The organism is Pyrofollis japonicus (genome assembly GCF_033097485.1).
Classification (GTDB): Archaea; Thermoproteota; Thermoprotei_A; order Sulfolobales; family Pyrodictiaceae; genus Pyrofollis; species Pyrofollis japonicus.
Genome location: NZ_AP028634.1, coordinates 559,049 through 572,165, shown reverse-complemented (window position 1 = coordinate 572,165; position 13,117 = coordinate 559,049). Strand labels below are relative to the sequence as shown.

Below are 13,117 nucleotides of genomic sequence, written 5' to 3'. Positions count from 1 at the left end.
GCGTGAATCGTGCTAGTCTAGAAGTACTGATTTATTCTGATGGGTCTGTTAAGCCGTTGTACAATGCGTCTATTGTTCTGCCGTTCTCGAGTCCGGGGGCTCGTGTCAATGTTTATTATAGGGTAGTGGAGCATGTTGGTGGAAGTAACTATTCGGCGACCTATGTCTATGCTGAATCGGTTGCTAGAAATGAAGCAACTACGAGTAGCAGCGGAGTACCTGCGAATATGCCGATGGAGACCGAGGAGTATTTCAACGTGACAATTGACAAGAGGTCTAATACCATAGTTGGTTACTATAAGCTCTGGCGCTCTATTCCTAGAGCACGGCTGGAGATAAGGTTTAGTGCAAAAATAATAGGCAGTAAGGCGGACTTCAATGCTAAGATATACTTGTTGGGCAGTGTATTCGGCAACCCCGCGATGGAGCCAAGAATACCGTCCATTAAGTTCACGAGGTACGATGTGAAGGAGGAGTTAGGCGCCTATAGGATCACCGCCGAGGGCGTTGCCGATATCGAGAAGATGCTGCGCGGCTATGGAGGAAGCAGGAATGCGCCGCCACAGCTCATAGATAAAACGCTTAGCGTCCTCACCGAGGAGGCAAAATTTAAAGCAAAGATCGTCTACATGGCCCATATTAGCCAAGATGCTTACCGCTACAAGCGCCGCATATCCCTAAACGTGACGGGCGTGGGCGACGCAGCAAAGATACATGAATTCATACAGAGATTCGCGGAAATAACGAAATACGGCACAATCATCAGCCGGATGGAGCCGTTAACAGTGCCTCTTGACACGGGGCTAGAAATATTAGCACCATCAACAAGAACCGTTAACGTAGTACTTGTTAATGAGAAGGATAAGCTAGTAGGCAACTCTACTATCGCCGAGCACAGGTATATCGCCAGAACCGCTAAAGGGAGGCCGTTCAGCGAAGCCGCCAAGATAACGCTTGAAGCGCTGTCAAATGCACTGATGGCGCTCAAATCGGAGCTAGCTAGGAGTGGAGCCGCCGAACTAATCCCGGACAAGGTGGCTCTAAGACCTGCATCACCCACTATAGTCATTGATAAACAAGAGGTTGAATTACCGTTGCTCGGGTCAGTCAATGTGGAACTAAGTGCAGTGAGCCCCATAAACAAGCATAGTGCTACAAGCGCTTCTGCAGCCACTGGTGCAGAGAAATCATCGCAGGCTCAGAACAGTACGAATACGTCGCCGAAACCAAGAGGCAATGGTAGGAGTACTGGCTTAGCAGTTGCGGCAGCGATAACTGTTGTAGCAATAGTTGCTACGACAATAGTGGTTGCGATGCGCAAGACCCGACTAAACACTCGTTGATCGGGTTGAAGCACAGCTGCGTAGACCGGCGCACTGGGAACACTCTATAGCCATGACCGGGTTGATGGGCTATGGGGCTCGGTTCCGCCGAGGACCCCCTCGTCATTACGCGTTGTCCGAGAAAGGGCGTCCCTCCTCACAGCCCGAGGAATTAGCTAGTGCTTAGTGTCTGATAAGGTCTTTTCCCGGGCCATGCTGCCTGCATTGTCGCAGTCATTGGTGTTCTTTTAGTTGTTTTTCTAGTTTCTCGTATTCTCCTTGCTTCATTCCCCAGTACATTTCTCTGCCTGGGAACTTTGCGCTACGTACTTCCTCGGCGAAGGCTTCTACGGCTCTCCTTATCTCTTCGGCTATGTTCGTGTATTGTTTTGCGAAGGGCGGTGGCTGGGGGGTTAGTCCTACTAGGTCGTGGAGTACTAGGACTTGGCCGTCGCAGTAGGGGCCGCTTCCTATGCATATTGTTGGTATGTTGAGGCGCTCTGTTATCTTCTTGGCTACCTCGTGGGCTGTGAACTCTATGATTACTGCGAAGGCGCCTGCATCCTCTAGGGCTTCTGCGTCGTGTATTATCTCGAGGGCTTCCTGCGCCGTTTTTCCTGCTAGGCGGTAGCCTCCGAGGAGCTTATGCTTCTGCGGCGTTAGGCCTACGTGGCCCATTACGGGTATGCCTGCCCTCGTGAGCGCCTTCACGACGTCGGTGTAGAGTGCTCCTCCCTCCAGCTTTACCGCGTCAGCGCCCGCGGAGAGCATTTTGCCAGCGTTCCTCACCGCTTCCGACACGCTTGCCTCGTAGCTCATGAAGGGCATGTCTCCGACCACAAGTGCGCGGGGCCTTGCCCTCGCCACCGCGGCTACGTGGAGGAGCATCATGTCCATTGTTACCTGTAGCGTGGACTCGAGGCCGTGGACAACCATCCCGACACTATCGCCTACCAGGATCGAGTCCACCCCAGCCGAGTCAACCACGCGGGCGGTGGGGTAGTCGTAGGCGGTAACCATTACGATTTTCCTACCAGTTTTCTTCGCGCGGACTATGTCTCGCACGGTGACTTTTTCCCGGCCAGCCATTTCTCGAGCAGCCTCACCGCGCGATAAGCAAACCAGTTATGAGGGGCGCTGAGCCCCCGTCTCCAAGCCTCGTCGGCGACTGCTTTACAAATATAGTCTATCTCGGTCCGCCTACCCATAGCTATGTCCTGGACCATGGAGGAGCAGTTGTCCCCGGTGAGCCTCGCAACGCGCAGCGCCTCCTCGACAGGGTCCCTGGGAAGCCTTATCCCCTTGGCCTCCGCCACCCTACCCGTCTCAGCAGCAAGGGCCTCCGCAAGTTCCCTCGCAAACGGGTCCTCAACCACTACCCTGTTACGGCTCCACGCGAGAACCGTAACAGGGTTAATGGCCGAGTTCACGGCTAGCTTGAGCCACCTCCACGGCTCCAACTCATCCCCAACGCAGTGAGCGCTTATCCCCCCGCGCCTCAGAGCCTCAGAGAGCAAACCACATGCCTCACGGGCATCGCTCACCACATCCCTCCTCCATCCCAGGAGGACCTCGCCCCTACCAGCAAGCCTCGCCCTACAAGGCCCCAGCCTCGTGGCTCCAAACGTCACGACCGCTCCAAGAGCCCTTCCAGGAAACCTTGACTCCAGCAACTCTAGGCTGCCGAGCCCATTCTGGAGAGAAACCACGGCTGAAGGACCCCACCCGGCGCGGAGAGAAGACTCTACTGCGCCAAGCAAGTCATAGGCCTTGGTAGCATACACAACTATCCTCGGACTTATAGAGGCGGCCTCGCTCCACACAAGCACGGGGACATGTGTCTCGCCGAGCCCCTCTACATAGACCTTGTCGCCACCTCTACTCCTAGCGACGACCGCAACACTGAGCCCTCCAAGGCTCAGAGCCAGAGAGACAACAGAGCCAACAGCACCACAACCAACAATCACTACATCAACCAATATTGTCCCCCAAGAACACTTCATCGACTACTGGGCATGATCCAGCACAATTCGCGATCGCCTAGTAATTATCTTGTGCTCACTACTTATGTAAAGTTTCAGTGCAGCATTTGCAAAGACCCTAACCATGTTAAGTACATAGCTTGATAAGAAGACGTTTTATAAAACAAGTACACATTTTGCATCATAGATTCCTCTTGTATAGCGTACCCGACGATTTATGAACGCGGACGCATAATTATTACTCAGGGGATGGAGTGTTGTCAAAGGTTATTCGAGTAAGATACGAGAAAGGAGTACTAAAACCGTTGGAGCCCATTGATATAGCTGAGGGCGAAGAGGCTTACATAGTTATTGTAAAAAAGGAATCGGTTGCGCGGAAATTTTATGGTATTGCAAGAAAGCATCGGCCAGAGCTAAGCAAGAAAGACTTTGCCGAGGCCATCGAGGAGATAGAAGATGAAGATATTCGTTGACTCTAGCATAATACTGGCCTTCCTTGCAGGCCAAGATGAAAGAGCCTACGATATGATAGACGAAGTAGAAAATCGTAACCTTACAGGCTATATCAATGCAATAGTAATCGACGAGGTAATACATGGCTACCTAAGGCTTGTAACTGGGCTAAGCTCGAGGAGAATACGACAACTCTTATCCAAAAAGGACGAGAATTTAATAAAGCTTGTCGAAGAAGTTAAACCCGTGCTAGAACTATTTGTGACCCTACCTATCATGTCTGAGCCACATGAGGTTATCAACATTATCAAAGATTACGGCCTAATGCCAGCAGACGCGCTAATAGCACTAACGTGCAAGCACTACGGCATAGAAACTATCGCAACGCTCGACGAAGACTTCAAGAGAATACCGTGGCTAAAAGTTATACCTTAAAACATTATCAATTAAATCCTGCTACCCAATAACAGCAAATAACGACATAAACCTAAGACCAATACTATACCCATCACGGCCTCGATAATCATTACATTCTTGATGGCACGCGATTACCGCTTACAATAGACTATCATTATACTTCTGGAATTTAAGAGATACTTGGCTAAAAACTAGGCTGCTGTATTATTAAGCGTTTTGCACTTAAATGGTTACCCGGGGAACCAGGCGGTGTCAAAGGTTATTCGAGTAAGATACGAGAAAGGAGTACTAAAGCCACTAGATATTATTGACTTCGAAGAGGGAGAAGAGCTCGTTCTCGAAATAAAGGAGAGACACCGTCCGGAGGGCGTTAAACGCTTCTTCGGCATAGTGAAGGTGAGCGGGGAAAGGGCCAAAAAAGAGGAGGACTATTATGAGCATGTCTCCGAGAGAGGCAGTATTCCTGGACAGTAGTGTGATACTCCGCTACTTTACAGGAGATTCAGCTGCTAAGGATGTCGTAGAGGGGGCATACAAGTTTGTCATTAACTCCATAGTCTATAGTGAGGTAGCATTTAACTTGTTAAAGCTCCTCTACATGGAGAAGCATAAAGAATATAAGTTCTACGATATGAAGCTATCTCTATCCCGCTTAGACCACGACATACTAAGAGGATACGGAGTTCTACATTCATTCCTAGACGAACTCTACAGTGACGGGAAGCTAATATTCCTGCCAATAACAATGGAAATAGTAAGAGAAGCCGGCAAAATCGCTACCAAGTATGGATTATTACCTAATGATTCGCTGATAGCGGCAACATGCAAATACTACGACATAGGCACCATAGCAACATTTGACGAAGACTTCAAGAGAATACCGTGGCTACGAATTATACCTTGACTCGATAACATGGATGGCGAGAACAAGGCTTGACTAAGAGTAGGGATTGATGGCTGGTAGAGGTTAGGCCAGCATGTCGCCCAAGTGTAGGAAGCGATATCGCGTGGTGCTTACGGATATTGATGGTGTTGTGTGGAGGCGTGGAGCCCCCTTGGCGGAGAACATTGAGGGTCTCCATACGCTTAGGAAGGAGGGTTCTAGGATAGTCTTCCTGACTAATAATGCTACGAGGGGTAGGAGGCTCTACTCGCTCCTATTATCAGATATCGTTGGCTGGAAGGTGGAGCCCAGGGACGTTATCACTAGCGGCTATGTGTTGGCTAGGGAGGCGGCTAGGCGCTATGGCCCGCTGCGCATCTATGTCGTCGGGGAGCCTGGCCTCGTTGAGGAGCTGGCGGGGCAGGGGCACGTGGTTGTTACCCGGAGCGAGGCTGAGAAGTGCTTCCTCGACGCGGTCGCCGTGGCGCTTGACACAGACATAACCTACTCTAAGCTCTCAGCGGCTGTGGAGGCGCTGACGAAGTGTAATGCGTTGCTCCTCGTCGCTAACACTGACAAGACTATACCCGTGGAGGACGGTGTTGAGCCGGGCGCGGGGGCGATCCTCGCCTCAATAGTTACTGCTACGGGTAGGAGCCCGGACCTCGTGGCCGGGAAGCCGAGCACCACTATGGCGGAGACGGTGGCCAGTATTATTGGCGGTAATCCCCGCGGTGCGCTTGTTATTGGTGACCGGCTTGACACCGATATAGAGCTTGCCGCCAAGATAGGGGCAGATAGCCTCCTAGTACTCACCGGGGTAACGTCACCCGGGACCAGCAAGTCGGCCAGCTACAAGCCCATATACGTCGCTAAGACGGTTAAGGAGTATGCCTCGCTACCTCCCTGCAACTAGGTTACGGGTGGTTCAGGGAGCCGCCGCCAGAACAAAGAGCGTTGAGCTAGGTGGGGTGGCGCTGCTATGCCGGTTCTCCGTGTAGGTGGATGGGTTCTCGCGGTGAGAGGCGGCACCGCTAACGCGGAAGGCGTTCTCAGCGTCCTTAAGCGGGTCTATGAGCGTGTTGGAGGCGAGGGCTTTGTTGAGATAATATTCTATGAGTCTAGGGAGGAGATGGAGGCGTTTCTCCGTAGAGAAGCCGCAAGGGTAGGAGTGGTTGTTGACGCGTCCTTCCCCATTATGCATGAGGCTTGGACGGGGACGCCGCGTATCCACCTAGTTCCGAGAGAGCTTGAGGGGCTCGGCCGTGTCGGGAAGGCGTTCCTGGTTCACGAGGCCTTTCACAGCGTGCTACACGGCTCACTAGAATATTACATCGTTGCATTGCCCTCCGGCGAAACCACGGTTGATTCATGGACGGCGGCGTACATTGCTGCGACGAGCGTTAAGGACCTCGAGGTGCACCTGGCTATGGAGAAGCACGGGTTCGGAGAGGAACTACTGGCTGAGAGGGGTTATTGGGGCCAGGTATTGGGCGGCGAGTGGCGCTGCAGCAGCCCAGAGGAGCTGAGCGACGTGTTGCGGGCTGCAACTATATGGATAGTTCTTGGCGATGAGCCGCCGCTCAGCACGTGCTGCGGGGAAACAGTAGGCGACATAGTTGCATTCTACAAGGCGCTTGCCCGGGGGCCGGGTAGGCCTTGGAGCCGAGTAGGCGAGGCCGTAGCGATGGTTGCTAGGACTCTGAGCAGGCTTGCTGCTGAGCCTTGCTAACTCCCTCCATTCTCGCCCGCTGCTTGTACGGGGCAATGCCTGACCATGGTTTTGCGCGGTGTACTGCTTGCTTCATTATCCGAGTGTAGTGCTTATAGCGCTTGGTCTTAGACCACGTTACTGGTGATTAATTATTCGGTCCAACCACACCGATTCCCTTGTTCTCTGTGGCCGCCTCTTTGACCCCTCGGAAAACCGTGTCCTTGAGCGCGGCTGTGTTGTTATCGAGAACGGTGTTATTCGTGACACGGGGTCTGAGGGAAGCATCGAGATACCGGAGAACGCTGAGACGTATAGGCTCAACGGGTACACGATTATGCCTGGCCTCATAGACGCGCACGTCCATGTTACTGGCTTGCAGAGCGGAGACTATGTGCGAGAAGCCTTGACCACGCCTATCGGTGTGCTCTTTGTCCGTGGGGCAAGGGTTCTAGAGCGCATACTTGATGCTGGCTTCACGACGATTGTTGACGCTGGCGGCGTGATCGGGCTCCACTTGCGCGACGCCGTCGCCGAGGGAACGATTCGCGGGCCGCGAATAGTTGCTGCTGGCTACCCTGTAAGCCAGACTTTTGGCCACGGCGACGTACACTTCTTGCCCATAGAGTACGTTGATGTACGCACGTCTAAGCTGTTCCAGCCATTCATGCCCCTTATATGCGACGGTGCCGATGAGTGCCGCAAGGCTGCGCGGTACGCTCTCCGCGAGGGCGCAGACTTCATCAAGATATTCGCGACGGGTGGTGTCGCTTCTCAGCGCGACCGGCCAGAGTACCCACAGTTCACGATCGAGGAGATTAAGGCTATAGTTGAGGAAGCTAGGAGGGCTAGGCGCTTCGTCCACGCTCATGCAGAGGGTGCTGAGGGCATAGTTAACGCGCTGCGGGCAGGTGTTACGAGAATCGCGCACGCCATATTCATAGACGATGAGGGGATAAGCCTCGCGCTCGAGAAGAACGCGGTGATAATACCGACGCTTAGCGTGGTAAAGCTCCTCGTAGAGCACGGTGAGAAGGCTGGTGTACCTGACTGGGCGTTGGAGAAGGCGCGAGAGGTCTACAAGATACACGTGGAGAACATTAGGAGGGCGTACCGGGCCGGCGTAAGGATCGCCACGGGGACGGACTTCTTCTTCGAGCCGCCGGGCACGAAGTTCTATGGCCTCAATGCGCTAGAGCTGGTGCTCCTCGTGAACGAGGTAGGCATGACACCGGCCGAGGCCTTGGTAGCCGCCACGAAGAATGCTGCATATATTGCTGGCCTGGAGGGCAGGGTTGGCGAGCTGAAGCCTGGATACGTGGCCGACCTCATAGCCGTGAAGGGCAGCCCCGACCAGGACCCGAAGACGCTTCTATGCGAGCAAAACATCGGCCTCGTCATAAAGGAGGGCAAGATTGTTAAGAACCTTGTAGGGGGCCCGGATAAGAAGTAGGCCCGAGAAGACAAAGACGCGAATTACCACTATCTCCTAGCTGTTTTTAGCTGCTTTAAAAGCCTGAACACAACTCCCTCAACGTAGTCCGCCTGGTTTGTAGCTGGGCAAGCGTTTATGCACCTTCTGCAACCCGTGCAGCGCTCCGCGTTGATCGCTGGATATGGTTTTGTGACCGCGTTGTAGGGGCAGCTTGCCTCGCAGAGGCCGCAGCCGAGGCAATAGGACGCCATGTAGATGGTTGCAATGGCTGCCCTTACGGCCTTAGCTGCTCCACGGATATCGCGCAATGATTCAGCATTAGTCAGTTCTATCCTGCCATCAGTGCTGAGCCTCATCTCTGCCCCGGAGCCGGGGTCCCGGAGCACTGCCTCCCCGTCGCTAATCCTCGCCGCCTCGAGCCCTGTGGCCTTGACGAGCCCCGGCAGGAGCCCGGGATCCACAGGGTCGTGGAGACCTATGGTTATGAGGAGGCTCTTGCCCCTCCTCCCGTACTCGATTGCTGCTCCGACCCCGCTGTTGAGCCGCTCCAGCAGCCTGTCGGGGTCTAGGCCTGCCCTTCTTGCGAGGAGCTGTGCTTCTGAGGGATAGCTGAACCTCCATCTCCAGAGCCCAAGCCTTATCCATTCATCTGGGAGGCCGCGGCTCCGGGCGAAGCGCCTGAGGAACCCTATCCACTTTGACCAGAGGTCCGGGTGGCGCTTCTCAACTATCTTTAGCTCTGCTAGCCTGCTGACAGGGCACATGTAGCAGCCTATTCTGTCAAAGCCCTCCATGTAGAGGGGGTGCATTGGTAGGCGTCGGAGAACGATGTAGAGGAAGACTTCTAGGCTGCTCCACCGCTGGATAGGTAGCGCTACGTAGTGCTTGCCGTGAGCCGCAGTGCCGCTCTCCGCTAGTCTCGGTGAGAGTGCTCTCTGAGTGCTCTCTGCCCCTCGCTGCCCAGTGACGACGAGTATTTCCTTGCCGCGGGGAAACTCGGCGAACACCTTTGGGAGGACAGCCATTTTGAGGTACTTTGTACACCAGCGATAATCTCTCGCGGGTGGCCCGTAGAGCTCCGCCGCCTTCCAGAAGGCGTCTCTGCCGGGAGACCCGGTGTGATGAACGAATCCGAGCCCCTTGACAACCTTGTCTATTGTCTCGAGGCTCTCAGGGTGCTCTATACCGGTGTCAATACTGTAGCTGTGCTCAACCCCCGCGAGCTGAGCTATCTTGGCCGCGACCGTGCTGTCCTTACCCCCGCTTATCGCAGCCACAGCCCAGAAGCCATGCCTCCTAATAGTCTCTTCTAGCCACTTCGCCGCCTCCTCTTCGAGGCCTATGAGCCACTCCTTGTTCATCTCCGCGGCCTCCTCTATGCTCAGAGGTCTCGGGTTGTGCCTCCACTCTACTCTTCGCCGCCGCCTCCAGGCCTTGACCACCCGGACAGCGCCATTATCTAGTACTCTGCCTACCCCGTAGCTGGGCCCGCGCCCCACGAGGACGACGTAGCCTCCGGGCCCGGGCTTGTCTCCCCGGAGTCCGCTGCGGAGAACCTGGCCGCTCCTCAGAACAGTATTCGTTTCAAGCACGAATGCTAGCTCCTCGTTAGCCAGGATCTCTGCGCCCACTCTGTCTGGGCGGAAGCGCCACTCTTCCTCGAAGGGCTCGTAGTAGAACAGCCCAATAGTATGACCATCGACTATAACCTCGTAGGCTGCGTCAACGCCCTGAACCGGGTTAAAGAGGATGAACGTGCTTGTTGAACCGAGCAGCCTCTTAGCGGCTTCGCTGCCCAGTTCTCGCCTAGCTGCCTCGTAGAGCTCCCTCCGCTCCTTGGGCCACGCTGGCCTAGCGTCGCCGGGAGGAGCCATCTTGACCTCGAGGGTCGGGCCGCCGCATTTTGGGCACTTCTCGCTCCCAAGTACTGGTGCGCCGCAGCGTGGGCACCAGCGCAGTCTAGGCACGTAGCGGCGGAATATGCGTAGGGCGGCCTCACCTTTGATTCGCTTAACCAATGCTCTCCTCTACCTGCTTCACAGCATCCTTTCCAGGCCGTGGGAAAAGCGGTTAGCGTCTGATAACTCCTCCCATACCCGTTATTTAACGCTTGTTAACGGTTTGCTCTGCTCCGAAAAGTTAAGGTTGCAACGCTAAAACCAATGCGCAACAAACTATCCTAACCTAGATTGGACAGAAAGGTAGGGCAACCAGGGGGTTTCCGTCCCATGAACGCGAGGCACCTATTTCTAGCCGCGTGGATAATAGCGCTACTCGTCCTCCCCTACCTAGGCATGATGGCACACGCAGAGGAGCCCTACCAGGGCCCAGAACCGGCAATGGGCGAGGAAGCGGTACAGAAGCTCAACGAGATAATGAACAGTAACAAGATAAGCCAGCAGACCAAGACATGTCTAAGCTGCCACATACAGTACACCCCTGGCATCGTATACCAGTGGCTCAACAGCGCCCACGCACAGCACCCAGCAAAGGACGCAGCCGAGCTCTACAAGGCAATAGGCGCCGAGGAATGGATTGACAAGATAAGCCCCAAGTTCAAGGACTACGACAAGGTAGTAGGCTGCTACGAGTGCCACGGCATGTACGCTGACAAGAATAGGCCGGACGTTGTCAACCACTTCGGCTTCAACATAGTAACAGTCGTGACTAGGAAGGACTGTGGCCAGTGCCACCCCAAGGAGAACGCTGAGATAAGCTGGACCTGGCACGCAACTGGTGCTCTACACGCACCCTTCCTGCCATGGTACAAGGGCATACTAACCTATGCAGCCAAGAAGCTAGGAGCCAACCCGTTTGGCGACGAGAACGCAAAGAAGCTATACGAGGAGTACTTCCCGCCATACCTCACCAAGCAGAGAGACAAAGAGCCCGTGTACTGGAACTTCTATGAGAAGATAGCAAAGGCTGTCTACGACTACTTCAACGGCAAGGCCACGGACGAGGACATGAAAGTTATAAACATGCTCAAAGAAGCAACCGGCATGATAACACCCTACGACCTAGACTTCAAGAAGTGGATAAGCCCACTATGGCCTGCCAGCGGTGAGCTAAACACCACCGTGCTCCTACACAACAACATATCAATAGTAGTCACAACAATGGGCCAGAAGACAGAAACCGTCTACAACCCGATGAGTCACTCTTGGTTCAGAAATGCCTACATCTACCACGCATGCCTCGAGTGCCACGGTAGCCTAGTAATGCCATACAAGGCCGAGACCGTCAACGTCAAGGGCCTACAGGTAACCAGGATGCACTACTGGGGCTGGCCAAGCAACGGCGCAGCACGCGTAGACCCCGACGGCAGCATTGGTACATGTACAGCATGCCACGACAGACACCAGTTCAGCCTCAAGCAGGCGCGCAAGCCATGGACATGTGGCCGCTGCCACCTAGGTTATGACCACCCACACATAGAGATCTACGAGGAGAGCGCTCACGGTAACATAGAGAACGCTTATGGCGAGCACTGGAACTGGGAGCGCCTACCATGGCGTGTAGGCGTTGACTTCAACGCACCAACATGCGCAACATGCCACATGAGCACTATATCAGTAGTAGACCAGAACGGCAACGAGAAGATAGTAGTAGAGGGTACACACGACTTCCTCAACAGGCTAGTATGGAACGAGATGCACTTCTTCGCTACACCAAAGCCGATAATACCGGACAAGCCACAGGAAGGCCTATTCCTACACTACAACGTGCTTAAGGGCGACATGGCTGCAGTAATGAAGGCACACCAGCAGCTAGAGAAGGAAGGTGCACCGGTAAAGTGGCCAGTCTTCTGGGGCCTAGAGATAAGCGAGGGCTATAAGCCAGGCGAGTTCGGCTTCCCAAGAATGCTCAACATCAAGTTCACTGGCGAGCTAGCACAGCACCGCGAGGAGATGAAGAAGGTCTGTGAGCTATGCCACAGCGCACAGTGGACCGACAACTACTTCAGGACAGCTGACCAGAACATGATAGACTACGACATAGTGGCACACTTCGCGTTCAACATACTACAGCTGGCCTGGAAGCTCGGCATACAAGACAAGAAGAACATCATAGACGAGTACATGGAGTTCCAGTGGTACTACATCTGGCACCACCAGGGTAGGAGATGGAGAAACGGCGCCTTCATGATGGGCCCAGACTACGCTCACTGGTTCGGTATAGTAGATACAATGGACGCGCTAATGAAGATGGTAGAGTACTTCGACATGGCGCTAAAGGTTAAGGCGCTAAAGATGGAGATAGCTGCCCTCAAGGGCCAGGCAGGCGGAGCACCATATCAGCCAGGCCTAGCGACACAGATCGCACAGCTACAGCAGCAGCTGCAGGCACTACAAGCACAGCTAGAGGCGCTACAAGCACAGGTGCCAGCACTAGCTGAGAAGCTAAGCAAGCTTGAGACAGACTTCAGCCAGAGCGCAATGCAGACCCAGGAGAGCATAGCAGAGGTAAAGGAGAGCGTACAGCAGCTACTAGCAGAGATCAAGCAGCTAGCAGAGCAGCTACCAGCCGGGCCACAGAAGGAGGCCATACAGAAGATGCTCGCCGACATAGAGCAGACACTCAACAAGATACAAGCACTACAAGCACAGGTACAGAAGGCAGCCTCCTCCGCCGAGGAGGCTAAGAAGGCAGCAGAGGAGGCCAAGGAGACCGCGAGCGCGGCACACGAGAAGGCAACAGAGCTAAGCAAGGAGGTCAAGGACCTAAGGAGCAGCGTAGAAGGCATGGCCAAGGCAGCGTTCACGCTAGGAGTAATAGCGATCGTGATAGCGCTAGCAGCGGCAGTAGTCGCAGTGATGTATAAGAGGAAGTAACGAGGCAAACAAGCACCGTTTTGAAAGCAAGGCCAAATACCCTTTTTTACAATTCATAACCCCTCTTCTTCTCAAGCTA

Annotated in this window: 13 protein-coding genes; 9 read left to right on the top strand and 4 right to left on the bottom strand. The window is 54.2% G+C overall.

Annotation, left to right across the window (positions count from 1 at the left end):
• The first annotated feature begins 2 nt into the window (after nt 1–2).
• Nucleotides 3–1,343, top strand: coding sequence for a hypothetical protein (locus SBG41_RS02875; protein ID WP_317896042.1), 1,341 nt, complete (start codon nt 3–5; stop codon nt 1,341–1,343).
• Between the two features lie 213 nt (nt 1,344–1,556).
• Here the strand turns inward: SBG41_RS02875 and panB are convergent, their stop codons facing one another.
• The gene (panB, locus tag SBG41_RS02870) at nt 1,557–2,411 is read right to left on the bottom strand and encodes a 3-methyl-2-oxobutanoate hydroxymethyltransferase (protein WP_317896041.1); all 855 of its coding nucleotides are present in this window, start codon (nt 2,409–2,411) and stop codon (nt 1,557–1,559) included.
• Entirely contained in the window at nt 2,375–3,301 is a 927-nt protein-coding gene (locus SBG41_RS02865; RefSeq protein WP_317896040.1) for a ketopantoate reductase family protein, read from the bottom strand. Before SBG41_RS02865 ends, panB begins: the two co-directional genes overlap by 37 nt.
• 257 nt (nt 3,302–3,558) lie before the next feature.
• On the opposite strand from SBG41_RS02865, the gene SBG41_RS02860 reads away from it, so the two are divergent.
• From SBG41_RS02860 to SBG41_RS02835, 6 genes are all read left to right on the top strand, one after another.
• On the top strand, nt 3,559–3,777 hold the full coding sequence (locus tag SBG41_RS02860) for an antitoxin family protein (RefSeq protein ID WP_397470764.1): 219 nt from the start codon (nt 3,559–3,561) through the stop codon (nt 3,775–3,777).
• Entirely contained in the window at nt 3,761–4,192 is a 432-nt protein-coding gene (locus SBG41_RS02855; RefSeq protein WP_317896038.1) for a type II toxin-antitoxin system VapC family toxin, read from the top strand. The genes SBG41_RS02860 and SBG41_RS02855 overlap by 17 nt, the downstream gene beginning before the upstream one ends.
• A 231-nt stretch (nt 4,193–4,423) precedes the next feature.
• Nucleotides 4,424–4,648: an antitoxin family protein gene (locus tag SBG41_RS02850; protein ID WP_317896037.1), complete on the top strand. Its 225-nt coding sequence runs from the start codon at nt 4,424–4,426 to the stop codon at nt 4,646–4,648.
• Nucleotides 4,608–5,078: a type II toxin-antitoxin system VapC family toxin gene (locus SBG41_RS02845; protein WP_317896036.1), complete on the top strand. Its 471-nt coding sequence runs from the start codon at nt 4,608–4,610 to the stop codon at nt 5,076–5,078. Before SBG41_RS02850 ends, SBG41_RS02845 begins: the two co-directional genes overlap by 41 nt.
• Before the next feature lie 73 nt (nt 5,079–5,151).
• Entirely contained in the window at nt 5,152–5,973 is an 822-nt protein-coding gene (locus SBG41_RS02840) for an HAD-IIA family hydrolase (RefSeq protein WP_317896035.1), read from the top strand.
• Between the two features lie 66 nt (nt 5,974–6,039).
• Entirely contained in the window at nt 6,040–6,789 is a 750-nt protein-coding gene (locus tag SBG41_RS02835) for a hypothetical protein (RefSeq protein WP_317896034.1), read from the top strand.
• Nucleotides 6,790–6,906: 117 nt separating this feature from the next.
• Here SBG41_RS02835 and SBG41_RS02830 read toward each other — a convergent pair whose 3' ends face one another.
• On the bottom strand, nt 6,907–7,119 hold the full coding sequence (locus SBG41_RS02830) for a hypothetical protein (RefSeq protein WP_317896033.1): 213 nt from the start codon (nt 7,117–7,119) through the stop codon (nt 6,907–6,909).
• On the opposite strand from SBG41_RS02830, the gene SBG41_RS02825 reads away from it, so the two are divergent.
• The gene (locus SBG41_RS02825) at nt 7,106–8,221 is read left to right on the top strand and encodes a metal-dependent hydrolase family protein (protein ID WP_317896032.1); all 1,116 of its coding nucleotides are present in this window, start codon (nt 7,106–7,108) and stop codon (nt 8,219–8,221) included. The two genes, SBG41_RS02830 and SBG41_RS02825, sit on opposite strands and share 14 nt — an antisense overlap.
• A 29-nt stretch (nt 8,222–8,250) precedes the next feature.
• Here SBG41_RS02825 and SBG41_RS02820 read toward each other — a convergent pair whose 3' ends face one another.
• Nucleotides 8,251–10,221, bottom strand: a complete 1,971-nt coding sequence (locus tag SBG41_RS02820; protein WP_317896031.1) for a phosphoadenosine phosphosulfate reductase domain-containing protein — start codon at nt 10,219–10,221, stop codon at nt 8,251–8,253.
• Between the two features lie 210 nt (nt 10,222–10,431).
• On the opposite strand from SBG41_RS02820, the gene SBG41_RS02815 reads away from it, so the two are divergent.
• Nucleotides 10,432–13,038, top strand: a complete 2,607-nt coding sequence (locus tag SBG41_RS02815; RefSeq protein ID WP_317896030.1) for a multiheme c-type cytochrome — start codon at nt 10,432–10,434, stop codon at nt 13,036–13,038.
• Nucleotides 13,039–13,117 lie beyond the last annotated feature (79 nt).